General features: G+C 43.9%; 21 protein-coding genes. 9 read left to right on the forward strand and 12 right to left on the reverse strand.

The features are described 5' to 3' along the window. Window positions 1-142 precede the first annotated feature (142 nt). A complete protein-coding gene (locus tag D0X99_RS05925) occupies window positions 143-1,102 on the forward strand; it encodes an ABC transporter ATP-binding protein (protein ID WP_119476970.1) in 960 nt (319 codons plus the stop codon). A 178-nt stretch (window positions 1,103-1,280) separates the two neighbouring features. On the opposite strand, the gene D0X99_RS05930 is transcribed toward D0X99_RS05925, so the two are convergent. Genes D0X99_RS05930 through D0X99_RS05940 form a run of 3 tightly spaced genes read right to left on the reverse strand, consistent with a single transcriptional unit; the run spans window position 1,281 to window position 4,952 of the window. Next, window positions 1,281-1,805, reverse strand: a complete 525-nt coding sequence (locus D0X99_RS05930; protein ID WP_119476721.1) for an FKBP-type peptidyl-prolyl cis-trans isomerase — start codon at window positions 1,803-1,805, stop codon at window positions 1,281-1,283. Window positions 1,806-1,819: 14 nt separating this feature from the next. Further along, on the reverse strand, window positions 1,820-2,551 hold the full coding sequence (locus D0X99_RS05935; RefSeq protein ID WP_119476722.1) for a class I SAM-dependent methyltransferase: 732 nt from the start codon (window positions 2,549-2,551) through the stop codon (window positions 1,820-1,822). Beyond that, complete coding sequence (locus tag D0X99_RS05940) at window positions 2,538-4,952, reverse strand: YfhO family protein (RefSeq protein WP_119476971.1); 2,415 nt, start codon at window positions 4,950-4,952, stop codon at window positions 2,538-2,540. The genes D0X99_RS05935 and D0X99_RS05940 overlap by 14 nt, the downstream gene beginning before the upstream one ends. A gap of 150 nt (window positions 4,953-5,102) precedes the next feature. Between D0X99_RS05940 and ffh the strand changes: the two genes are divergently transcribed. Continuing rightward, window positions 5,103-6,443, forward strand: coding sequence for a signal recognition particle protein (gene ffh, locus D0X99_RS05945; RefSeq protein WP_119476723.1), 1,341 nt, complete (start codon window positions 5,103-5,105; stop codon window positions 6,441-6,443). Window positions 6,444-6,646: 203 nt separating this feature from the next. On the opposite strand, the gene D0X99_RS05950 is transcribed toward ffh, so the two are convergent. From D0X99_RS05950 to D0X99_RS05960, 3 genes are all read right to left on the reverse strand, one after another. Next, window positions 6,647-7,123, reverse strand: a complete 477-nt coding sequence (locus D0X99_RS05950) for a nucleoside deaminase (RefSeq protein WP_119476724.1) — start codon at window positions 7,121-7,123, stop codon at window positions 6,647-6,649. 72 nt (window positions 7,124-7,195) lie between these two features. After that, window positions 7,196-7,942, reverse strand: coding sequence for a LytR/AlgR family response regulator transcription factor (locus D0X99_RS05955; protein ID WP_119476725.1), 747 nt, complete (start codon window positions 7,940-7,942; stop codon window positions 7,196-7,198). After that, on the reverse strand, window positions 7,939-9,024 hold the full coding sequence (locus D0X99_RS05960; RefSeq protein ID WP_233553663.1) for a sensor histidine kinase: 1,086 nt from the start codon (window positions 9,022-9,024) through the stop codon (window positions 7,939-7,941). Before D0X99_RS05960 ends, D0X99_RS05955 begins: the two co-directional genes overlap by 4 nt. 257 nt (window positions 9,025-9,281) lie before the next feature. Between D0X99_RS05960 and D0X99_RS05965 the strand changes: the two genes are divergently transcribed. Further along, window positions 9,282-11,804, forward strand: a complete 2,523-nt coding sequence (locus D0X99_RS05965; protein ID WP_119476727.1) for an outer membrane beta-barrel family protein — start codon at window positions 9,282-9,284, stop codon at window positions 11,802-11,804. Window positions 11,805-12,059: 255 nt separating this feature from the next. On the opposite strand, the gene D0X99_RS05970 is transcribed toward D0X99_RS05965, so the two are convergent. The 3 genes from D0X99_RS05970 to D0X99_RS05980 form a co-directional block, all read right to left on the reverse strand. Continuing rightward, entirely contained in the window at window positions 12,060-13,040 is a 981-nt protein-coding gene (locus D0X99_RS05970) for a pyruvate dehydrogenase complex E1 component subunit beta (protein ID WP_119476728.1), read from the reverse strand. A gap of 85 nt (window positions 13,041-13,125) precedes the next feature. Next, complete coding sequence (locus D0X99_RS05975; protein ID WP_119476729.1) at window positions 13,126-14,496, reverse strand: NAD-dependent succinate-semialdehyde dehydrogenase; 1,371 nt, start codon at window positions 14,494-14,496, stop codon at window positions 13,126-13,128. Beyond that, the gene (locus D0X99_RS05980; protein WP_119476730.1) at window positions 14,493-14,888 is read right to left on the reverse strand and encodes a rhodanese-like domain-containing protein; all 396 of its coding nucleotides are present in this window, start codon (window positions 14,886-14,888) and stop codon (window positions 14,493-14,495) included. The genes D0X99_RS05975 and D0X99_RS05980 overlap by 4 nt, the downstream gene beginning before the upstream one ends. A 67-nt stretch (window positions 14,889-14,955) precedes the next feature. On the opposite strand from D0X99_RS05980, the gene D0X99_RS05985 reads away from it, so the two are divergent. After that, a complete protein-coding gene (locus tag D0X99_RS05985) occupies window positions 14,956-15,459 on the forward strand; it encodes a metallophosphoesterase family protein (RefSeq protein ID WP_119476972.1) in 504 nt (167 codons plus the stop codon). A gap of 47 nt (window positions 15,460-15,506) precedes the next feature. Here D0X99_RS05985 and D0X99_RS20510 read toward each other — a convergent pair whose 3' ends face one another. Then, window positions 15,507-15,650 (reverse strand): hypothetical protein, encoded by a 144-nt coding sequence (locus tag D0X99_RS20510; protein WP_199708021.1) that lies wholly within the window; start codon window positions 15,648-15,650, stop codon window positions 15,507-15,509. Between the two features lie 165 nt (window positions 15,651-15,815). Here D0X99_RS20510 and hisS point away from each other — a divergent pair, with 165 nt between their 5' ends. After that, a complete protein-coding gene (gene hisS / locus D0X99_RS05990; RefSeq protein WP_119476731.1) occupies window positions 15,816-17,177 on the forward strand; it encodes a histidine--tRNA ligase in 1,362 nt (453 codons plus the stop codon). Here the strand turns inward: hisS and D0X99_RS05995 are convergent. After that, window positions 17,174-17,455 carry a hypothetical protein gene (locus D0X99_RS05995; protein ID WP_119476732.1) on the reverse strand — a complete coding sequence of 94 codons (282 nt, stop codon included), beginning with the start codon at window positions 17,453-17,455 and terminating at the stop codon, window positions 17,174-17,176. The genes hisS and D0X99_RS05995 overlap by 4 nt on opposite strands. Window positions 17,456-17,641: 186 nt before the next feature. On the opposite strand from D0X99_RS05995, the gene D0X99_RS06000 reads away from it, so the two are divergent. Continuing rightward, window positions 17,642-17,977 (forward strand): YbaB/EbfC family nucleoid-associated protein, encoded by a 336-nt coding sequence (locus D0X99_RS06000; protein WP_119476733.1) that lies wholly within the window; start codon window positions 17,642-17,644, stop codon window positions 17,975-17,977. Further along, on the forward strand, window positions 17,974-18,975 hold the full coding sequence (locus D0X99_RS06005; RefSeq protein ID WP_119476734.1) for a glycosyltransferase family 2 protein: 1,002 nt from the start codon (window positions 17,974-17,976) through the stop codon (window positions 18,973-18,975). Before D0X99_RS06000 ends, D0X99_RS06005 begins: the two co-directional genes overlap by 4 nt. On the opposite strand, the gene D0X99_RS06010 is transcribed toward D0X99_RS06005, so the two are convergent. After that, a complete protein-coding gene (locus D0X99_RS06010) occupies window positions 18,972-19,190 on the reverse strand; it encodes a PspC domain-containing protein (protein WP_103924754.1) in 219 nt (72 codons plus the stop codon). The two genes, D0X99_RS06005 and D0X99_RS06010, sit on opposite strands and share 4 nt — an antisense overlap. 139 nt (window positions 19,191-19,329) lie before the next feature. Between D0X99_RS06010 and D0X99_RS06015 the strand changes: the two genes are divergently transcribed. Both D0X99_RS06015 and D0X99_RS06020 read left to right on the forward strand, forming a co-directional pair. Further along, entirely contained in the window at window positions 19,330-21,036 is a 1,707-nt protein-coding gene (locus tag D0X99_RS06015) for a tetratricopeptide repeat protein (RefSeq protein ID WP_147392193.1), read from the forward strand. Between the two features lie 475 nt (window positions 21,037-21,511). Further along, the gene (locus tag D0X99_RS06020) at window positions 21,512-24,793 is read left to right on the forward strand and encodes a SusC/RagA family TonB-linked outer membrane protein (RefSeq protein WP_119476736.1); all 3,282 of its coding nucleotides are present in this window, start codon (window positions 21,512-21,514) and stop codon (window positions 24,791-24,793) included. The last annotated feature ends 26 nt before the right edge of the window (window positions 24,794-24,819 follow it).

Below are 24,819 nucleotides of genomic sequence, written 5' to 3' on the forward strand. Positions count from 1 at the left end.
CTTCGAACTTCCCAACTCTCGTTGGTCAGGTGCTCAGGGTGACACTTCCCAACTTCCAACTTCCTAACTTCCAAATTTTCAAGTAATATCGAACATCGAACTTCGAATGTCGAATGTCGAATCTCAAATCTCGAATCCGAAAATGCCTTACCTATCCATCCGAAAAGTTTCCAAGTCCTATGATTCTCATGTTGCGCTTCAGGAATTTTCCTTGGAACTGGAGCGGGGATCCTTTTTAGCCATTGTAGGAGAAAGCGGATCGGGTAAAAGCACACTGCTGAGAATTTTGGCAGGTTTGGCGGTGCAGACCACCGGGGAGGTTTGGTTGGGTGATCGGCTGATTGAAAATCCCGCCAAAAAACTGGTGCCCGGATACGATGAAATCAAGTTGATTCACCAAGATTACCAGCTGTTTCCCAATTCCACCGTACTGGAAAATATCTCCCGACCCTTGCTAAACTTTGATCCCAGCTATCGGAAACAGCGGGTGAAAAGGCTGTTGGATCAGCTCGGACTCGACGCTTACAGTGAGCGATTTCCCAGACAGTTGAGCGGCGGACAGCAACAGAAAGTGGCAATTGCCCAGGCATTGGCTGTTGAGCCGGAAGTTTTGCTTTTGGATGAGCCATTCAGTCACCTCGACCGCATTCAGAAGCATAAACTGATTTTTGAGCTTAAAGAACTTCTCCATGAAATGGGAACCACAGTAATTTTTGTAACCCATGAATTGGACGATGCACTTCGATTGACTGACTCTATTTTGATTCTTCAAAAAGGTAAAGTGGTTCAAAAAGGGAATTCACGCGATCTCTGCGAACATCCTAAGACTCGCTATGTGGCCCGGCTTTTTTCTCCGATCAATTTGATTCCTGACCGGTTCGACAGCTATATCCGGCCTGCCGATGTCCGCCTTCGCACCAAAGGAGAAATTCTGGGCAGAGTGGTAGATCAGCGGTATCTGGTGCATTACAATTCTCTTTTGGTCCAGTTAAAAAATGGTGGCCAGGTATGGGAGGTAGATGATCCCTTCCGAAAATACCAAGTTGGCGACCGGGTTTACCTTCATTTTGATGATGAGAAAGTACTTGTATTGAAGTCTTAAAATAAAATGCTCACAGATGACGCAGAACAGCACAGATTAAAAACATCTGTGAACATCTGAGTAATCTGTGAGCAAATTCGATCCCACTCTAGGTTGATTTTTTCGTATCCCCACTACCCCAGGTAAGTTGATCAGCCTGACAAAACCAATTGCCTACTGACCAATGCAAACTGCCTACTTATTCATGCGCTCCGTGCTCGCCATGCACATGTCCATGGGCAAGTTCTTCCTTGGAAGCTTCCCGTACTTCAATGATTTTCCCCTCAAAATGCAGGTCAAAACCAACCAAGGGATGGTTGAAGTCAAGAAGTAGGTTCTCTCCCAAATCTTTCAGGACTTTTGCCTGCATGCTGTACCCGTTCTCATCCATAAGGGGAAGAAAATTGCCTTCCTCCAGCATCTCAGGGGAAAAACCCCGTTCTCCGGAAAACTGGCTTTTGGGCAAAGTAATCACAAGTTCGTCATCGGGTTCTCCGTAAGCATCTACCATACTAAGCGTGAAAGAAAAGTCTTCTCCATCTTCCTTTCCACCAAGGAGTTCTTCGAATTTTTCAGGTAGCCCACTGTTCCCAAACAGGAAATAAAACGGATCTTCCTCATCGCGGATTTCCACACTGAAAGGTGCCGACTCGATACCGTCTTCTTCTTTGCTCACTTTGAGTTCGTAGGTCAATCCTACCACTGCATTTTCCTGAATTTTCATTTTTTCGGGTTGTTTTATTTGGTTAGGCCGTATTTCAGGCGAATGCTCAATCGTTCTTTCAGCACCGTCCACTTACTGAGCGGAGTGGAGTTTTTTAGCGGTTTTTCTGCACGAAAGACAAAGTATTGGTAGTCCTTTTCGGCAAAGAAAAGAGGATAAGTTTCCATCTTTTCCAGGTAAAAACCATGGGCACTGATGGTGGAAACCAAGGTGCCGGTATTCAGAGGCTGGTCGATGACCTGAAGCTTTTCGGGCTGGTTTTCGATCATCCACTGCAGGTAGCGGGGTGCTGGAATATGAATGAAAATCACTGAATCTGCATGGGCATGTTTGCTGATATTCTGGAAAAGCCGGTCATGTTGCTCCACCGGAATGTGCTCCAATACGTCAGGGAATACGAAAAAGTCAAATTTTACTCCGCTTTTCTCAAAGTCAGACATGTCCGAAACTTCAAAGCTCAGGTTGGACTGATCCTTCCAGAGGACTTTTGCTTTTTCGATGCTTTCCGGAGAAATGTCCACCGCAAGTACAGCACCGTCTTTCACTTGGGTAGCCAGAAGATGAGACACTGTCCCAATCCCGCAACCAACCTCCAAAATCCGATGGTTGGAATGCAATCCGGCGGCCTTTACCTTGTCCAGGATGCTGAGATGCCGGGAGTTGATGCCGGTTTTTTGTTGCTTTTCGGCAAACTGATCGTAGAAACTGACGACCTGCTCTTTTTGCTCTGGCTTAGGCGTTTGCATGACTTTCCTTGTAAGTGAAGAATACTCCTGCGATCAAGGTAAACAGGATCAGATATTGGAAAATGACCATCGGGGTCTTGGTCGAATAGTAGCTGGAGGGTGCAAAGGTAAATACAACCTCATGTTCTCCTGCAGGGATTTCCAAACCTCGCAGCAGGTAGTTCACCCGCAAAATTGGGACTTCTTTTCCGTCTATCGTGGCTGTCCAGCCTTTGGGATAGTAGATTTCGGAGAAAACTCCCAATCCTCCCTGTGTCATGGATGCTTTGTATTTCAATTCGTTTGGAGCATTTGAAATCAGGGTGATCTGTCCTGCGCCGGCAGCAATTTGCCCGAATTCCTGGGTATTTAGGGTTGCCTGAGATTTGGTGTTCAAGGTTCCCAGTTGATCCATTTCTTCCTGATTGGTGCTTACCGAGACGAGCTCAGATGGAACCCAAGCGGGGCCATTTGCCTGTGGATTCTCAAAAACTCCATTGGCTTCGGCTCCTGCGATCAGGTATTTGGTGTTCAGCATATTGATCACTCCGGTTCCTTCCCAATCAAAGGTTCCTTCCTGTGCTTTGGTGACAAATTCCTCCAGCTCAGGCTGAAGTTGATTTTCCACTAAATCCTGATACCGGCGTAGTTTGGCGCCATGATATCCTCCTAAGCTGTTAAACCGATAGCTGGTTCTTGCCCCTTGGGTTAGACCTTCGGTAAGTGGAAGAACCCGGAAATAACCTTGGTCCTGTGCAATGGATTTTTCTGCGGGTGTCTCTGCAAAAAACTGTCTCGAGGGATTTCCCTGAAAGGATTCGGTATTGAGGTAGCGTCTGTTGATGGTCCAAAGATCCACTGCAATCAATGCAATCAGACCTAGGCCAAGTAGTTGGTCAGATATTTTTCCTTTGAGGTAAAAATAGATCATTCCTGCTGCCAAGGCTACAAAGGCAAAGCTTTTCCAGGCAGAGGCAGAAAGCATGGCTTTTCGGTCGGCCTTCATCGCCGAAGCCAGCCAGTCCGGAAAACTTGCATCCGCTGCTCCTTCAAACCGAAAAAATGCACTTGATGCTACAGCCAATATTAAGATCAATCCACCGACAATTCCGCCTGCATAGAGCAAAGGCTTGAGTTCCCCTTTTTGCGCAAGCCGTTCCAAAGAAATCATTCCAAGTACCGGAATTGCAAACAGCGTCATTCCCAATGCCATCGAAACTGCCCGAAACTTGTTGTATCCGGGTAAAATGTCAAACAGCAGGTAATTAAACCAAGCAAGATTTTTTCCCCAGCTCAGCATCAGAGAAAGGACAATGATCACTCCAAACGTGATCAGGCTTTCTTTTGGTGCTGCCCAAATGCCCAGAATTGCCAGGAAAACCAGGATTACTCCCCCGTATATTGGTCCTCCGGTGAATGGCTGATCTCCCCAATAAGTTGGGGCTCCTTTCAAAAAACCATTGATTTGAGCCGCATCTACCCCTTGGGCTCGAAGTGCTTTTTCGGATTCAGAATTTTTGGGTAGCGGGGTGTTGCTTCCGCCGCCATAGAAATCAGGGACGAGCAGGGTTAGGGTTTCGAGTTTGCCATTGGACCAATCAAAGGCGTAATCCTTGTCCAGTCCGGAAGATTTCGCTTCCAAGGTAGAGTTTCCCCGAGTAGAATAGGGACTGTATTCGAGGGCTGTGGCCAGTCTTCCGAGGTTGCCACCCACTGCCAAAATAGCTCCCAAAACCAAAAAACCAATGGTCTTGGAAAGGCCGGAAACACCTTCCTTTTTCCAGTCAAAGATCAAGCGAACTACTACATAAACCACTGAAATGATCAGGGTGTAATAGGTGATCTGAAGGTGATTGAATTTCAGTTGGAGTAATAGTCCCAAGGCTAAAAGCGCTGCTCCGAGGATTCTTTTTCGCTCAAAGGCGAGATGAATACCTGCTAAAATCAGCGGAATCAGGCAAACTGCCCAGATTTTGGCGTTGTGCCCTGCCTCGAGGGAAAGGAGGTTGTAGGTGTTTAGGGTAAAAGCGATTGCTCCTGCCATGGAGAAAACGGGACGTACACCAAAACTGAGCAACAAAATGTACATGCCCAGCATTCCGAAAAACAGTCCGTTAATCGGGTGGGGAAGTCCAAGTGTTAGGACAGAAATCAGAGCATTGGTGATGTCGCCGGGAAATTCCAGACTCACAAAGTAGGCAGGCATTCCGCCAAACATGCTATTGGTCCAAAGCGCCTGTTCGCCGGTTTTTTCCCGATAGTCCATCACGGCTTTGGCGGAGCCTTCCCATTGAAGGATATCGCTTTGGAAGATGATCTTTCCGTCGAATACCATCGGAGAGAAATACAGGACTACAATGGCATAAAAAAGGACGATACCCAGCAGGTGGGGAAGCAGGTCTTTCTGAAAATTAATTTGCATGAAAGGGGATTTTCCGGAAAACATCAAATGCAGCCGCAAATTAGGAATTTAAACCTAAACCCCGGTTGATTAATACCCGGAATAGGCTGAAATCAGCTTTCTATCCCTCGGTAAATTCATTACTTTTGCAGCAAATAGACGCAGAGCCGAATGTTTGATAATTTAAGTTTAAAGCTGGACCGGGCCTTCAAAACCCTGAAGGGTACCGGAAAAATCACCGAAATCAACGTAGCATCCACCGTAAAGGAGATCAGAAGAGCCCTGATCGATGCCGACGTCAACTATAAAGTAGCCAAGGAAGTCACCGACAAGATCAAGGACGAGGCCATGGGCCGGGACGTTTTGATCTCCGTTTCTCCAGGACAGCTCCTGGTCAAAATTACCCAGGAGGAATTGACCAAACTCATGGGAGGCTCCAAGGTGGACATCAAACTCAGCGGTGACCCGGCAGTGATTCTGATTTCAGGTTTGCAGGGTTCGGGTAAGACGACATTTACTGGTAAGCTGGGGAGCTTGCTGAAGCGACAAGGCAGACAAGTGCTGTTAGTGGCTTGTGACATTTACCGACCTGCTGCGATCGATCAGCTGAAAGTATTGGGAGAGCAAATCGGTGTGGAAGTATATTCCGAGCCTGAAAATAAAAATGCGCTTGAAATCGCCAACAATGCGATCGCTTACGCCAAAAAGACAGGCAAAAAGACTGTCGTAGTCGATACCGCCGGAAGATTGGCAGTGGACGAGCAGATGATGAAAGAGATCGAGCAGTTGAAAAAAGCGCTCAATCCTTCTGAAACTCTTTTCGTCGTCGACTCGATGACCGGTCAGGATGCAGTGAACACCGCAAAGACCTTTGACGAGCGCTTGGATTTTGACGGAGTAGTCTTAACCAAATTGGATGGTGACACCCGAGGTGGTGCGGCGATTTCGATCCGCCACGTAGTCAACAAGCCGATCAAGTTTATCTCTACTGGTGAAAAAATGGAGAATCTGGATGTGTTCCATCCGGATCGAATGGCTCAGCGAATCCTCGGCATGGGTGACGTGATTTCCCTCGTGGAGCGTGCCCAGCAATCCTTTGACGAAGACGAAGCCAAGCGGATCAATGCCAAGATACGCCAAAACAACTTCAATTTTGATGATTTTCTATCTCAGCTTGAGCAGGTAAAAAAGATGGGTAACATCAAAGACCTGATCGGAATGATCCCAGGAATGGGTAAGGCAATGAAAGGTCTGGATATCGATGATGATTCATTCAAGCCGATCGAAGCGATCATCCGAAGTATGACTCCAAAAGAGCGTCAGAATCCGGATATTATCGATGGCAGACGTAGAAAGCGAATTGCTGACGGTTCAGGAAGAACCATTACCGAAGTCAATAATTTGATGAAGCAGTTTGACGATATGCGAAAGCTGATGAAGCAGATGAATAAAATGGGCGGTGCCAAGCAAGCAATGAGCCGAATGATGCCTCCAGGAATGGGAAAAAGATAAGTCGATTTCGGATATCTGATTTTCGATTTCGGATTTAAATGGCCCAGTCAGAAATGGCTGGGTTCTTTTTTTGCCTAAATTTTAACTCACAGATCAAGCAGATTTTTACAGATATTTTCTTCCAAATTTTGGCTTTGTGACTGCGGCAAATCAAACTTATTCTTCCAAACCTCCAAGCTTCCCAACGTCCAAACCTCCCGACCTTAATACAGTGTTTTATCCCCCTTTTCCTTCCAAAGTTCAAAGGCTTTAAGGGATTCCTCCCGCAAAAAGGGAATCATCGGGATTTTGCGGTCGGATGGTTTTACTTCAATTTCCTGGTAGATAAAATCATCGTCAAATCCAGCATCTGCAGCATCCTCTTTGGTGCAGGCATAAAATACCCGTGCCGGTCTTGCCCAAAAAATTGCTCCCAGGCACATCGGACATGGTTCACAGGAAGTATAGACTTCACAGCCGTCGAGCTGGAAATTATCGAGATTTTTGCAGGCTTCCCGAATCGCCACAACTTCAGCATGGGCGGTGGGATCATTGGTTTTTAGGACCATGTTGGAGCCTTTGCCGATGATCTTTCCATCTTTCACAATCACACAGCCAAATGGACCACCATTGCCGGCAAGCATTCCTTCTTTAGCCAATTCAATGGCCTGAAGCATGAAGTTTTTTTGGGATTCGGTCATGGTCAAAAATAGTGAACAGTTCTCAGTTTACAGTAGGCCCTGGGTACTGAAGACTGATTACTGCCAACTGACTCAATTCATCCAGCGACTGAGGAACTCCAAAAACGGTTCCTTGTAGTTTTCCCCAACAGCAATCTGATGATCGCCGATTTGGATGATGTTTTTGGATACGGAATCGATGTGATCCAATGCTACAATAAAGGATCGATGCACTCGCATGAATTTGTCAGAGGGGAGGAGCTCCTCCATATTTTTCATGCTGGTTAGGGAAAGAATCGGATTCGGTTTGGACTTCAGGTGAACTTTGACATAGTCCTTGTAGGCTTCCACATGGGTAATGTCTTTCAACATCACTTTGACGAGTTGATACTCAACTTTTAAAAAGATGTAATCCTGGGTCTGAGGAGTAGATTCAGCAGGTTTTTCTGACGGAGGGTTTTTCAGCCTGTCGAAATATTGGTAGGCCTTGGTCGCAGCACTGAGGAAATCCTCATAGCTGTAGGGCTTTAGCAGGTAATCCAAGGCCTCTACCTTATATCCTTCGATGGCAAACTGATGGTAGGCTGTGCAGAAAATAATCCGGGTTTTGTCAGAGTTCTTTTTCCCATCAAGGATTCGGGCAAGTTCCATTCCTGAGAGATCAGGCATCTGGATGTCCATAAAAATGAGTTGAACTTCATTTTGATTGATGAATCCCAAGGCTTCGATGGCGTTGGAAAATTTACCTTCCAACTTCAGAAAAGCGGTTTGACTGATAAACTTGCTGAGTAATTCCAGCGCAAGGGGCTCATCATCGATGGCGACACATTTGAGGATCATGCGAGGTTGATGGTAAGGTTTACCCAATACTGATGACTGGATTCGTCTTTACCAAATTTTAAGCGATGTTTATCGGGATAAAGCAAACTCAAGCGACGCTGAGTATTGACCAGTCCAATGCCGTTTTCCTTGGCTTCGGGGCTTTCCGGGTTGACAGGGAAGATGTGGTTGCGGGTTTCGAAAAAGACCGTTTCCCCCATGACTTCCAGTTTGATCAGGATTTCGCTTTCCTGCTGGGAGCTCACGCCATGTTTGAAACAGTTTTCAAGAAAAGGTAAAAGCAACATGGGAGCGATGACCAAGTCTTCTTTTGGTTCTTCTATTTGAATAGTAAGTTTTACTTTTTCAGTCATCCGCATCTTCATCAGCTCGATGTAATCTTCGATGAATTTTACTTCTTTACTCAAAAGGGTTTCATTCTTTTGGTTCTCATAGAGCACATAGCGCATCATTCTGGAAAGTTTCAGGAGTGCTTCCTGGGCCTTTTTTACATCCAGGTTAGTCAATGCGTAGATGTTGTTGAGTGTATTGAAAAAGAAATGGGGATTGATCTGTGCTTTGAGGTAAGATAATTCGGTATTGATTCTTTGTCTGTCCAATTCCCGTCGCAGAGCTTCGTCCTTTTGCCATTTCTGGACTAGTGCCAAGGAAGTACTCAATCCAATCGAAACCATGTAGAGCATCAACTGGAATATATCCCCGGGAAGCCAGCGTCCACGATTAGGGTCAAAGGGCTTATCCGGATTGAATACCTGATGCATTTTTTCAGGGTAATGGATAAACTGCTCAAAGTAAATGATGATCCCATAGGTAAGAACGGCCCCTAAAATTACGATCAATAGATAAAGGTAATTTTTGCCTTTGAGCAAAATTTTGGGGACGATGAACGAGACATTCGAGTAAAAAATTGAAATCAACAGGACAACCAGGAAAATCTGTTTCCACCAAAACTGCATGGGGAGTTCGACTTCTCCCATTCTCCATGAAAGGGGAGAAAGGAGTAAAAGCACGATACAGAGCATAAACCAACCCAGTATATGTACTAGTACCGAAAGACGTTTTTTGGGGGTGAAGGATAGCATGAAGTTGATTTTCAATGACCAAACTAAAGTAATTTACCGGTATCCCTCAAATCAAATCTACCAATAGGGGCAATCGATCCACGGAAACCTGTTTTGGATAGACAAAGGCCTTAATCTCTGTTTTTTGGGATTTTGTCTTGGTTTTGGGGGTATTTGTCGACGTGGTGACCATGCTGGTCTATTACATTTTTTGAGTCAAAACTTTGCTATCACCTTTGGGGTATTCATAGGCACAAGCCCCTTTTGAAAACAAAACCATGAAAAAATTACTCAATCTATTTCTAGTACTCACTTTTTTCGGAATCACTTCTGGCTTTGCCCAGCAGGCCGCAGAAAAGAAAGAACCCGCACGGATTATTGGTGTGGCCAAAGACTTGAAAACCGGTGAACCGGTAGGGTACGCTACAGCTGCACTTTACAAAGTCGGAACAGACATTAGCACAGCGGGTGCTGTTGCTGATGGCGACGGTGCTTTTTATATCACTGGATTCAGTGTTGGAGAATATGAACTTCAGCTTACTTTCCTCGGATACGAAACCGTAAAACGTACAGTAAACATCAATTCGCTTGAAGGTGATATCAACCTGGGTGAGATCGGAATGTCAGATGAAGGTGTTGCTTTGGAAGAAGTGACCGTTCAAGGTCAGCGTGAACTGATCGAAGAACGTGTAGATCGGACTATATACAAGGCCGAAAACGACAAAACTACCGCCGGTGGTAATGCTACAGACGTGTTGAGAAGAGTTCCAATGCTATCTGTTGACCTTGACGGAAACGTATCCATGAGAGGTAGTTCCAATATTTTGGTGCTGATTGACAACAGACCTTCTGCTATTGCAGCCTCTTCGATTTCTGATGCATTGAAGCAAATTCCGGCTGATGAAATCAAATCCGTTGAGGTAATCACCTCCCCATCAGCAAGATTTGACGCTGAGGGTACTTCAGGTGTAATCAATATTGTGACCAAGAAAAACAACCTTCAGGGAATGACCCTTAATGTCAACTCCGGGTTCGGTCTTAGAGGTTCAAACCTTGGACTTCAGGGAAGTGCCAGAAAAGGAAAGTTGGGCTTTTCCTTGGGTGGATTTGGCCGTGCAGGTTACAACATCCTTGGAAGTTTTGAAAACAATCAGTTTACCAATAATCCTGACGGAACAGTAAGCAAGACAATTCAGTCTGCAGATACAGAAAGACAGGAGGTATTTGGACGATATAACTTCGGTGTGGATTATGAAATCGACAAATTCAACTTCCTGACCGGTGCCGTGAATATCGGTATTCGGAATTCTGAAAACTGGCAGAACAATTTCTTAACTCAAAACTACCTAGATGAGGTGTTGAGAGGAACCCAAAACCGTGAAACCAACACCTTGGACAATTCCAACTCGGTAGACGTCAGCTTGAACTATACCCGAACATTTGAGAAAAAGGGCAGAGAGCTAAGCTTCCTGACTTTGTATAGCAGAAACAACCGAGAGAACTCATTTACAAATACGCTGTATGAGGAAGATTTGGAAGACATTTTCTCCAGATTGAAAAACGTGAACCCAAGCAAAAACGAGGAATTCACTGTCCAGGTGGACTACGTGACTCCAATGGACGAAAAGGGAAATCAAATCCTTGAATACGGTGCGAAAAACATTTTGAGAAAAGCGTATTCTGACTTCTCTTACTTCCTTGCTCAAGGAGCGGATGGTGAATTTGTAGAATTGCAGGATCCTACTTTGAGCAACGAGTTTAGCTACGATCAGAATGTGACTGCAGGTTATCTGTCTTACACCTTTGCTTTCCTGAAAAACTACTCCTTGAAGCCAGGATTGAGGTATGAGTACACTACGATCAATGCTGATTTCAAAACTGAATTTGAAGCTGAAATTCCTTCCTACGGAACTTGGGTGCCTAGCATCAACGCCAGCCGTAAATTGAAAAACGGAAACATGATCAAGGCAGCTTACAACAGAAGAATTCAGCGTCCTTCCCTGAGATTCCTGAATCCTAACATTGAAGCATCCAATCCTCAGCAGCTTTCTCAGGGTAATCCGGAATTGTCTCCTGAATTGACAGATAACTATGAGTTGGGCTACAGTACCTTTATCAAAGGAACCACTCTGAACTTTACCTCTTTCTACAGAAATACAACCGGTTCGATTCAGCCGCTTCGTACGGTTCGTGCAGACGGGGTGATATACACCACCTATGAAAACATAGGTCAGGAGCAGGCAATCGGAGGAAGTTTGTTTGCCAATGTAAACATCAACAACAAGCTTTCTTTGAACGGTGGATTTGATGCATACTATGCCATTTTGGACAATGGACTGTCTGATCCTCAGTTTGCTGCTCAGAACGAAGGCTTCGTAATTGGTGGCCGTATATTCGGTAACTATTCTCTTCCAAAAGAGTGGCAGATCCAGTTGTTCTCTTTCGCAAGAGGTCGTCAGGTTCAGCTTCAGGGTACCTCCGGAGGATTTGCCGCTTACGGGTTGAATTTCAACAAGCAGTTTGCTGAGAAAAGAGGTTCAATTGGATTTGGAGCAGAAAACTTTCTTGCAAAAGAGTTTATCATCAGAAACGAAATCATCACGCCAACCATTGTTCAAAACAGTACCAATGCCATCCGAAACCTGAATTTCAAAGTGAACTTCAGCTACAGAATTGGTAAAATGAGCATGAACCAGCAGCCTAGAAGAAGAAAGTCCATCAACAACGATGACTTGAAAGACGGAGAAGGCGGTCAGGTTGAAAATCAAGGTGGAGGCGGTGCTCCCGTCCGAAACAGATAAAAATTGAAAACCCTGAACTGAAAACTCAGGGTTTTTTCTTCCTGTTTTTTCAAACCTTCTACTTCAAAAGATGCTTAAAAGAATAATAGATAGATAGATTGGGTAACAAAAAACCCGGCCTCAGTAGGGCCGGGCTTTTTTTTTGTCGGCTTTAAACTTAGCAGGAATTCAAAAGTCTAACCAGCAGAGATAGAATAAGTGGAAAATGAAAAACCCGACTTGTTGAGTCGGGCTTTTTTATGAGTTAAGTAAAACTTAAGATCTGTAAGTTACTTTTTTGATCGCTTCTACTGTTCGCTTTACATTAGGAAGAGTGGCTTCAATGTATGTTGGGGCATAGCTCAACGGAATGTCCATGGAATTAACCCGGATAACCGGAGAATCCAGGTAATCAAATGCATACCGCTGGAAGTGGTAAGTCAATTCCGAAGAAATCGCCGCGAGGGGATTTGCTTCTTCCACAATTACCACTCGGTTGGTCTTTTTCACTGATTCAAGACAAGTAGCATAGTCGATAGGACGCACAGTTCTCAAATCGATCACTTCGCAGTCTACACCAAGCTTTGCCATTTCCTCAGCAGCTTCAAGAGCTACTTTCATCATTTTCCCGAAGGATATTACAGTGACGTCTTTACCTTTTCGCTTGATGTCGGCTACTCCAATAGGAAGAAGGTATTCTCCCTCCGGTACTTCACCTTTGTCAGAATACATTACTTCGGATTCCATGAAAATGACCGGATCTGGATCACGGATCGCAGATTTCATCAGACCTTTTGCATCGTATGGATTAGATGGTACAATCACTTTAAGTCCCGGAGTATTTGCAAACCAGTTTTCGAAGTTGGAGGAGTGGGTCGCTCCCAGCTGACCGGCGTTACCGGTCGGGCCCCGGAAAACGATCGGAACAGAATAAGCACCTCCAGACATGGCATACATCTTGGCTGCTGAGTTGATGATCTGGTCGATAGCTACCAAAGAGAAATTGAATGTCATAAACTCGATGATTGGCCTCAAACCATTCATGGCAGCACCAACACCAAGACCGGCAAATCCAAGCTCTGCGATCGGAGTATCGATGATTCGCTCAGGACCGAATTCGTCCAACATTCCCTGGGATACTTTGTAAGCACCGTTGTATTCGGCAACTTCTTCACCCATTAAAAAAACGTTCTTATCACGTCTCATTTCCTCGGACATAGCCTCTCTCAAAGCTTCCCGAAATTGTATTTCTCTCATTGGTTAAGACAAAATTTTGGCTCGTAAAAATAGAAAGGAATCGGGCAAAAGCAAAAGTCGCTTGGTTCTTTATCCGGGAAGGTTTTTAGCCCAGATAAACGGTTTTGGTATTGACGAATTCCAGAATCCCCTGTCGTCCCAATTCTCTGCCAAACCCTGACTTTTTAATTCCTCCAAAAGGAAGTGCTGGTTGGGATGCCACCATTGCATTTAGAAAGACAGCCCCGCTCTCTATTTCAGAAGCGAGAAGTTCTCCTCTTTTCAAATCTGTTGTCCAAATTGATGCACCAAGACCAAATTCAGTTGAATTGGCTATCTGAATCGCTTCCTGCGCACTTTTGACTTTAAATACAGATGCTACAGGTCCGAAAAGTTCCTCTGAAAACGCTGGTGAATTCACAGGAATGTCAGTAAGTATGGTAGGTTGAAATTTGGCGATTCCGTCTTCAGGTTTGTGTCCTCCTTTCAGGATTTTTGCTCCCAAGGCTGCTGATTTTTGGACTTGCACGTACAGTTCCGCGGCCAGATCAGGCCTTGCCATACAGGCGTAATCCGAGTCTTCATTCATGGGGTCACCACATTTGAGTTGACTTATTTTTTCTTTGAAAATCTCCAAAAACCGATCATAAACCGATTCCTCGATAATAAATCGCTTGCCAGCAATACAGCTTTGCCCAAAATTGACCATTCTGGCTTTGACGGCGGTCTCGGCTGCTTTTTCAATATCTGCATCTGCCAATACGATAAACGGATCGCTTCCCCCGAGTTCCAATAAGGATTTTTTGATGTTTTTGCCTGAGGCGGAGGCTACTGCTGCACCGGCTTTTTCACTTCCGGTCAGGGAGACTGCCTTGATTCGGTTGTCTTCCAATAACTTGAGCGTTTGGGTGGAGTCGATTAAAAAACTTTGAAATACACCTGCAGGAAAGCCTGCTTCCTGAAAGACCGACTCGATTGCCAATGCGCACTGAGGGACGTTGGAGGCGTGTTTGAGAATTCCGGTGTTCCCGGCCATAAGCGTGGGTGCTGCAAATCGGAATACCTGCCAAAAGGGAAAGTTCCAGGGCATGACCGCTAAAATGGTCCCCAAAGGCTGATGAATGAGTTTAGCCTTCTTGCCGTCAGACAAAGAAATGTGCTCCTCCGAAAGAAATATTTCACCTTCTTCAGCGTAGAAATCACATGCCCAGGCGCATTTTTCTACCTCAGCTCTGGATTCCCGAATGACTTTCCCCATTTCAAGGGAAATCAATCGGGCAAAGTGATTTTTATTGTTTCTGAGAATTTCCCCCGCAGCTTTTAAAAGTTTGGAACGATCGGAAATGGGAGTTTTCTTCCAGGACTTAAAAGTTTCCTGACTCAGTTGAAGTTTTTCCTCAATTTCCTTAGGCCCTGTTGGGAGAAACTCCTTAATAACTTCTCCGGTCCAGGGATTGATGGATTGAATCAATGTCATTTTTCAACAGGTTTTCCGGCTGCATTCCAGGCGGTGATTCCACCTTCGAGCATGTAAACATGCTTGAAGCCTGCTTTTTGCATCTGATCTGCGGCTTTTCGGGTACGGTTACCGGATTTGCAGTATAGGAGATAGGTTTTGTTTTTGTTGAGTTTTGAGATTTCCTGCTGAAAACCCTCTCCCAGAAAGTTGATGTTTACGGATCCAGCCAAATGTCCTTCAGCAACTTCTTCAGGTGTCCTTACATCCACCACCATGTTTTTTTTCTTTGTTGCCATTTTTTCAAATTTAGCAATCGAAATGACATTGATGGAGTCCTTGACAGCGGTTTGGGCAAAGGAGGCCGCTCCCATAAGAAGGAAAGCGAATAACAGGATAAGTTTGGTTTTCATGATTTTTTTGAATTAATGAGTAAGGTCCGCCATATTGAACCGAAAATTTACTTGGTTTCGTTTCAAAATGCCCAGAAAGATCGGATTGATTTCAGATTCCCACAGTTACATTGATCACAAAACACTGAGTTTTTTACAGGAGGTGGATGAGATCTGGCACGCAGGCGATATCGGAAGTATAGCGGTGATGGATGCTTTGCCAAAGGGGAAGGTGGTCCGTGCAGTTTATGGAAATATCGATGATGCAGCAATGCAGCAAGAATACCCCGAATGGCAGGAGTTTGAACTTGAGGGGGTGAACGTGTTGATGACTCACATTGGAGGCAAACCTCCGCGATATTCTAAAGGAGTCAAGCCAAGAATCAGGGAATTTGGTGCGCAGTTATTTATTTGTGGGCATTCCCACATCTGCAAGGTGGAGTTTGATCCTGGTACGAACTGTCTTTATATGAATTCCGGTGCAATAGGCCAACAAGGGTTTCATCACATGCGGACAATGCTTCTCTTCGATCTGGATAAGGGAAAAATCCAAAACCTCCGGGTGGTGGAATTGGGTAAAAGAGGGCAATAAAAAAAGGCGACCAATTGGACGCCTTTATATTTTAAGAAGACTTGTGATTACTTAGCGAAAGAAGCTTTAAGCTCTTCAACGTCTACGTTTTTAATCACTGGCTTAGCGCTCAACTGCTTGATTTTGATCACGCGAGCTGTCTGACCCTGTCTTTTTCTTCTCAGTTTTCTTTTTAGTGTAGTAACACCCATGGCCGTATATGTTTAAATTTTTGAATTCAAAACGAAGCGCAAAAGTAAGGAAACAATTCTTTTCCGCCTACAAATCTTCGGATTTTATTCCGGACTTATTGGAGGAGCGAAACAGGCTTTTGCTGATTTTTAGATAAATTTGGCCTCATTTACCAAAAGTTACCCATGCAAAAGCCGAGTTTGCCAAAAGGCACCCGAGATTTTGGCCCCATCCAAATGGCCCGAAGAACATACATTTTGGACGCGATCAAAGAGACTTTTCAGCTTTTTGGTTATCAACAGATCGAGACTCCGGCTATGGAAAACCTCAGTACCTTGACCGGGAAGTATGGTGATGAAGGAGATCAACTCTTGTTTAAAATTCTCAACAGCGGGGATTTTATCAAGGATGTAAATGCATCGGATTTGGAAAAGGGCTCAGGAGCAATTTTGAACAAGGTTTCTGAAAAAGGTCTACGATACGACTTAACAGTGCCTTTTGCCCGGTATGTAGTGATGAATCGGAACGAGTTGACTTTTCCCTTCAAGCGTTATCAGATTCAGCCTGTTTGGAGAGCTGACCGTCCCCAAAAGGGCCGATACCGTGAATTTTATCAATGTGATGCCGATGTGGTAGGGACCGACAGCCTGGTATGTGAAGCAGAGATCGTTCTGATGATTCGGCGTGTTTTTGAAAAATTGGGACTCAGGGACTATAGCATTAAGGTCAATAACCGAAAAATCCTAACCGGAATTGCCGAAGCAATCGGTGAAGCAGGAAAAGAGGGACCGCTTTGTGTGGCCATTGATAAGTTGGATAAAATCGGCTGGGAAAAAGTGCAGGAGGAATTGTCCCAACGTGGATTTGGAGAAAATTCTGTCCAAAACTTAGCTCCTTTGGTTGCTTTGCAAAGTGACCTTCCTGGGAAAATCGAGTTTTTGAAAGGCTTTTTGAAAAACTCGGAAATCGGGCTAAAAGGAGTCGAGGAGCTGGAGCAGGTTTTCGGGATTTTATCTCAAATGGGAGAAAATCTCAGTCATGTGGATTTTGATATCATGTTGGCCAGGGGGCTTTCTTACTATACCGGAGCGATCTTTGAGGTCAAAGTTCATGGAGTTTCCATTGGTTCGGTGAGTGGTGGAGGAAGGTATGATAACCTGACCGGTGTATTTGGATTGCCGGGTGTTTCCGGGGTTGGTTTTTCTTTTGGAGTCGACAGATTGTATGACGTATTGGACGAACTCAATGGGTTTCCTGCGGAGACATATACCGGTACCCGCTTGCTGCTGACTTATTTTGATCAAAAGGGATTTGAATACGCGCTGAGTTTGCTTAAACATTTCCGACAGGCAGGCATCAAAACAGAGATTTATCCGGACCAAGCCAAGATCAAAAAGCAATTTGAATTTGCTACCAAAAAAGAAATCCCCTATGTGGGGATTTGCGGGGATCAGGAGATTTTGACAGGTACTGTGGCGATCAAAAACCTTGGTTCAGGTGAGCAAGAAACGTGTTCAATCGACAGAGCTGTAACACTTTTGACTTAATCAACTTTAAGGATCGAGCTGATCGGGATATAAACTCCCCCTTTCAAAGAAACAAAGTCAGTGCCTACTGCCCAAACTGTAGTGTAAACCTGGAAAATCTTCTCATCAGCCGATTTGAAAGTTAATTTCACTTTGGTTCGAAGGAGATTTCCAAGAGTTTGGGATCGATAAAGGTCTGCCATACGGTTTTTTCGTTCCTCAGGATCAGAGATCACTTCTCTTTTTGTAAAGCTGACATTGGAAATGTCTTCCTTTTCGATGACTTCTATGGTTTTCATTGGGTTAATTAGGTTGATCAAATAATTATACCGAATAAGGTAAAAAAAGTTTTCAAAAAGAAAGTGAAAGATTTTATGAGTGGAATTTAAATAGTTTATCGATCCATAATTTCAAAATATTATTTTGTTTCACTTTGGAATTCGATGGATTTATATCCAATATATTTACTCTAAAATTAGAAAGGGATGTTTGATATCATGGGAATGATGGGCAAGGTAAAAGAAGCCCAGGCAAAAATTAAAGAAGCACAAGCCAAATTGGTCCACCTGACTGCCGAAGGTGAGTCAGGTGCAGGGATGGTGAAAGTCTATGTGAATGGCGAACGGAAAGTTCTCAAGATCGAAATGGATGAATCATTGCTTACACCGAAAGACAAAGAGATGCTGAGTGACCTGATCGTGGCCGCTACGAATAAAGCGATGGAGGCAATCGAGCAAAAAATTAAAACAGAAATGAAGTCAGCCACCGAGGGAATGATACCTAATATTCCCGGTATGGATTTAGGCAATCTTTTCGGATGAAATCCTGTGCAATAGTCATCCTTAATTACAATGGCAGGCAGGTTTTGCCTGCTTTTTTGCCTTCTGTACTCCGGTACAGCAAACATGATATTTGGGTGATTGACAATGCCAGTACCGATAATTCGCTTGATTTTTTAAAAACAGAATTTCCTTCAATTCCAGTCATTGAGCTTAGGTCCAATTTTGGCTATGCGGGTGGGTACAATTGGGGGTTGGAGGAGCTGAGAGGCAAGTACGAATATTTCATTCTGCTCAATTCTGATGTAGAGGTGACACCAAACTGGGATGTGGATTTGATTGATTGGCTGGTAGCAAATCATGATTTTGTGGCACTGCAGCCTAAAATCCTTTCCTGGCAAGACCGGAAGACTTTTGATTACGCAGGAGCTGGAGGTGGTTACCTCGATTTTTTGGGATATCCCTATTGTAGGGGAAGGATATGGGAATCCATTGAGCATGACACCGGACAATACGATGATTCAATCCAAACTGATTGGGCCTCCGGGGCGTGCATGGTGATTCGAGCTGCTGATTTTTTTGAGCAGGAGGGCTTTGATGCCCATTTTTTTGCTCACATGGAAGAGATCGATTTGTGTTGGAGATTGAGGAAAAGTGGTAAAAAAATTGGATACCTAGGCTTGGTAACGGTTTACCATCAGGGCGGTGCTACTTTGGACCGCTCCAGTCCAAACAAGCTTTACCTGAATATCCGGAACAGTCTTAGTATGCTTTATAAAAATGAATCAAGCTTCGGATTTTTTGGAATTTTTCTAGTCAAACTACCCCTCGAGATTTTGGCAGGTGTTGATTACCTTATAAAAGGTAAAAGAGATTTTGCTTTTGCCATTCTCAGAGCTTACCGGGATTTTTGGAGGCAGCGGACTTTATACCCTAAGACAAGAAAAAAAACTGACCGGGAAATCCCAAATTCAGGTCCAGTGAGGTTTATATTTTGGAACTACTTCGTTTTAGGGAAGCGGAAATTCAGCCAACTTTAATCAAATAAAACTGGATTGTTCATTTTGCGGAAGTACTTTCGGATTTTCATCATCATAGCCATGCTCACGTAAAGAATGATGGGGGACCCCATGGTTACGAATGAAGAATAGATAAAGAATAGTCGAATGCTGTCAATTGGAAAATTGAGTTTCTCTCCTAGTCGGGAACATACCCCGAAAGCACGCTCTTCGAAGAATAATTTCAGTTTTTCCATGGCTTGTGGTGGTTTTATTTGGTCAAAATTAGAAAAAATGGACTTGAACTTAATTAATCAATTCAATTTCAGATTGTTTCGGAGTTTGTTTCTGTTTTTTTTATTGATGAATCAGGTTGCTTTTGCAGGGTCAATAATAATGCCTGAAAACAAATTTTTAAAGGATGCCCGGCTAATACCACAAAAACTTAAACTTGAAGGAGATTCGCTTCGGTTTACAATAAAAGGAACTATTCCTATTGAATCTGTATTCTCACCCAAAAACCCTAAAGTGCTTGTCCTTTTCCAATCTCCAACTTTCAAATTGGAATTGGGTGAAATTGAGCTTAAGCGTACTGTTTCCAATTACGGATATGAGAAAAAGTTTTCTCTGAAATTTGAGCCATGGATGCTGGAAGGGTCTTTGGAACTTTTGTTTTTCCAAGGAAAAAAAGTGGTGCAGGTTCCCTTTGAAAATGCAGTATTGGCAAAAGGTGTAATTGCTCCACAACTCATGGTTAAGTTAGGCGAGGTCTATCCTGATGAGCCTATTCCCGTTGTGGGCCTTTACATTACTACTGGCTCTCTGGACAAAGAAATTATCCAAAAGGAAGAGTTTTTGTTGGGTTTTGATCTGGGATCCTCCAGTTTTAAAGCCAATCAAGCTAACTCGGAAACATTGAATGGACTTGATCAATTTCTGGAAAGAAATCCCGATGTACAACAGATAAGAATCACAGGAATCCAGTCACCAGAATCCGGAGAGGGTAAAAACAGTTCGTTGGGAATGTCACGTGCTGAATCTGCGAGGAAGGTTCTTTTAAGTAGGATCAGTTCAGTTTCGGAATCTGATTTAAAAGTCAATTCCCGATGGAATGACTGGTTTGATTTGAGATTATTGCTAAGAGACTATAAAGGAATCTCCACCAACCGAAAAGATGAACTCTATGCAATTTTAATGAATCAGGAGACTTATTTGGAGCAAAGTGAGCGATTGAAAAAGGTCCCCGGATTCTCCCAAGTGGCACAAGATCTCTATCCCTTGCTCCGAGTGGCCAAAATTGAAATTACAGCCAAGCCAACAATGGGTTTGAATATGGAGCAAAGTATTCGTCTCAAAGAGGCACTGGCGAATAGAAGTATGGTTACAGACCTTTCATTTGCAGATTGGGTATTGGCTGCGGAGGCGAGCCAAAGCCTGGATGAGAAAGCGGCGATTTATTCCAAAATGACTGAGCTCTTCCGATCAGCGCTACCTTACAATAATATGGCTGTGGTAAGAATTCGTCAGGCACAGCGAACACTGGATCGGGAATCACGGGAAGTTTTATGGGATGAAGCATTGAGGTTATTGGAACAGGCCTATCGTATCGAACCAAATCCTCATACACTCCATAATCAAGGACAGATATTAGCCTTTAGAGGGGCTTATTGGGATGCCTATCAGAAGCTTTCAACTGCATCAACCCTTACTCAAAATCCCGACTTTATTCAACACAATGAGGCCTTGCGCGGAGCTTTGGATGTACTGAGGGGGGACTATAGACTAGCTACTTTGCGGTTTGACTACAAGTTTACCGATCCAAAGGATTATTTCAACAAAGGATTGGCTTATTATCTCCTTGGTGATTACGTCAATTCCAATATTGCCTTTGAAGAATCTGTGGTCAACGGAAGAGATTTTGGGTATGGCTACTATGGTTTGGCTATGATTGCCGCAGCAAGTGGTCAAAAGGAAGTTGCGGTTATTCAATTGAAGAAAGCCATTCAGTCAAACCGACAACTCGCGGATAAAGCTTTTTTAGATCCCATTTTTGACGAGCTTCGGGAGAGTCAAGAATTTTTCTCGGAATTATCAACGAAATAAATTTGCCCGGTTTCCAATTATTCAATCAAATAGGGCTTCTGTTGTTGGCAATTCAATAGAAGTATCTTTTGTTTTACTTATCCTTAATCCAACTTACTTTTTTGGGGGTTTTAGCATTAATAATGTGGTAAAATCGCCTGTCAGGATGAAAATCTCGAAATTTTATTTAGGCTGGCAGGTTTGAAATTTGTTTTAGATTATTTAACATTGAGCCATTAGAATTAATAATAAACCCAATTTGCTCGCCTATGACCAACATTACTTAACGTAATTCCTTCTCTCAATCCGCATCACCCGATGCATTCAAACCTACCGGTTCTTTTAAAAAGCTGGTCCTCGGACCTCGGTATAGTCGCAATAGAATCTTGAAAATCAAGCTCTTATCTATTGCAATTATTTTGAGAATAATCGCAAACGATTGCATAATCAATTAACCAACAAGTTTTTGAGATTAATCTTGTTACCCAATCTATCTATGTTTATGAAAAATGTTTACAAATTCCTAAGTGTGTGCCTTACGCTCTTAGTCCTCACCTCTGCCTCTGTTTTTGCACAAAAAACAGTCACAGGTACGGTTTTGGACGAGTTTGGGGTAGGCCTTCCAGGTGTTTCGATCCTTGTTAAAGGAACAACTACCGGAACAGCCACAGACATTGACGGGAAATACTCCCTCAATGTACCAAATGACCAGGCAACCCTGGTATTCTCTTTCATAGGTTATGCCTCCATCGAGCAGGTGGTAGGTGCCCGAAGCGTCATTGACGTAAGCATGGCTCCGGATGAAAGAACGCTTACTGAATTGGTAGTAACCGGTTACTCTATCGATACCCGAAGAGAAACCACCGGTGCGATTGCTACCGTAGATCCTAAGGATTTGACTGTTATCCCAACTGGTAACGTTGAGCAAACCCTTCAGGGTCGTGTTTCCGGTGTGACTGTAATTACTAACGGTCAGCCAGGTACTTCTTCCATTATTCGTGTTCGTGGTTTCGGTGCCTTCGGTGGTAACGAGCCTTTGTACATTGTGGACGGATTACCAACTGCTTCTACTGATTTCTTGAACCCAGACGACATCGAGTCTACCACTGTATTGAAAGATGCTGCTGCAGCGTCTATCTATGGTGCTCGTGCTGCAAACGGTGTAATCGTTTACACTACCAAGCGTGGTGCAAGAGACAAGAAGTTGAGAGTGGATTACAACGGTATGTTCGGTATTACTGACCCAGGAACAGGTCTTGATATGTTGAACCCACAGGAATATGCTGACATCACTTGGACGGCAGAAACCAATACTGCAAGATTGCAAAACAGAGCCCCTGCTTATGGACACCCTCAGTTTGGTACAGGTACTTCGCCTGTAATGCCATATTATTTGAGCTTGATTACAAGAAACCCAACTACCGGTGCGTTTGGTGTTGCATCAGGTCAGCCAGGGCCACTTTCTCAGGCTCAGCTTGATCAGCAAAGAGAATGGTACAACATTGATCCTGCAAAAGGTACTATCCGTCAGTTGACAAGAGCGGCTACCGGTGAAGGAACCGACTGGTATGATGAGCTTACTGCTCCTGCTCCATTGCACAGACACTCATTGGGTTTCAACGGTGGATCTGAAACTAGCCGATTCTACATTGGTTTGGGTGTTCAGGAGCAAGCTGGTATTGTAATCGGTAACGATTTCAACAGATATTCATTGAGAGCCAACTCTGAGTTCGATGTAACCAAAAGAATCAGAATTGGTCAAAACTTCCAAGGTACATACCGTCAGGTATTGGGTCAGACAGGTGGAAATGGTGGTCGTGGTGTTTCAGCAGATGAAAACGATATCCTTCAGGCCTTCCGTATGCCGTCTATCATTCCTGTTTATGACGAATTCGGTGGATATGCTGGTACAGCTTCAAGAGGTTTCAACAACCCTAGAAACCCTATTGCAAACCGTGAAGGTTTAACTAACAATAGAAACTTCAATGCCAATGCTTTTGGTAACGTGTACGGTGAGTGGGACATCATTGATGACCTGACTTTCAGAACCTCCATCGGTGGTCAGTACAACAACTACTACTATTGGAACTATACCCGATTGCAGTATGAAAACTCTGAAAACAACTCTGCATTCGGTTACGGAGAAGGTGCGGGTTTCGTGTTTGGCTGGACTTTCACCAATACTTTGTCTTACAAGAAGAAAATCGAAAAGCATGATTTCAATGTCTTGTTAGGTCAGGAAGCCTTGAACTCAGGTGCAGGTAGAAACATTGATGCGGTAGGTCAGAATCCTTTCTCTACAGATCCAGACTTCATCACCATGTCCAACTTGCCAGTTAGTACCCGTCAGGTGAACTCTAACCAGTTCAAGGGGGTAAACTTCAACTCTTACTTCGGTCAGTTGAGATATACCTACAATGACAAATACATCTTCAGTGCTGTTGTTCGTCGTGACGGTTCATCCCGATTCGGTGAAAATGCCAGATATGGTGTCTTCCCTGCGTTCTCAGCAGCATGGAGAATTTCTTCTGAATCTTTCCTTCAGGGTGCTACCTGGATTGATGATTTGAAAATCCGTGGTGGTTGGGGACAAATGGGTAACTCCAACAACGTGGATCCAAACAACCAGTATTCTCTTTATGGTGGTAACGTAGGTGCATCTTCTTATGACATCACCGGTTCCAACTCAGGTGCTACTATTGGTTTTAGAAGATCACGTATTGGTAACCCAAATGCACAGTGGGAAACCGCTGTAACTCAGAATATCGGATTTGACGGTACCTTCTTCAACGGTCGTTTAGACGTAATCTTCGACTGGTGGAAAAAAGATACCAAAGACTTGTTGTTCACAGTTCCAATTCCTTTGACTGCCGGTTCCAACGCTTCACCTCCTGCGGTAAACGTAGGTGAGATGATGAACAGAGGTCTTGACCTCTTGGTAAGTACCAGAGGTAACCTGACCGGTGATTTGACCTATGAATTGACATTTACTGGTTCAACCTTGAAGAATGAGATCGTATCTCTTTCTCCTGGATTGAGTTTCATTACTACTATTAACCCATCTTTCAGAGGTATCGAACCAATTCGAAATGCAGTTGGTCAGCCACTTTCTTCTTTCTTTGGATACAATGTTTTGGGCTTGTTTAGAGATCAGGAGGATGTAAATTCTCATGCTGCTCAGGACGGTAAGGCTCCAGGTCGTTTCAAGTTTGAGGATGTAAATGGAGATGGTGTAATTTCACCTGCTGACCGTGTGTTTATGGGGAATCCAGTGCCTGATTTTACAGGTGGTATGAATTTCACTTTGGGCTACAAAGGCTTTGACCTTTCTGCTTACTTCTACACTTCAATTGGAAACGAGATTTTCAACCAGTCTCGTTGGTTCACTGATTTCTTTCAGACATTTGAAGGAGCTGCCAAAGCTAGAAGATTGTTGAGTGCTTGGACCCCAGAGAATCTTGACGCAGAAATTCCAGTTGTAGAAAGAGTTTCAAACTTCTCTACTTCTAACGTGTCTAATTCTCACTATGTAGAGGATGGTTCATACCTGAGATTGCAGAACTTGACCTTGGGTTATTCAGCTCCTGCAAGCTTGCTTCAGAAGATGAAAATGGAAAGAGCAAGAGTATTTGCTTCTGTAAACAACCTGTTTACAATTACAGGCTATGAAGGCTTGGATCCTGCAGTAGGTGGAAACGCTGATACGACTTTTGGTATCGATGTAGGAAACTACCCTGTTACTAGAGGTTGGACTTTTGGTTTGAATCTTAGCTTCTAAGCCAAACAACATAATCTGAATCGAGT

Source organism: Algoriphagus lacus, assembly GCF_003583985.1.
Lineage (GTDB): Bacteria > Bacteroidota > Bacteroidia > Cytophagales > Cyclobacteriaceae > Algoriphagus > Algoriphagus lacus.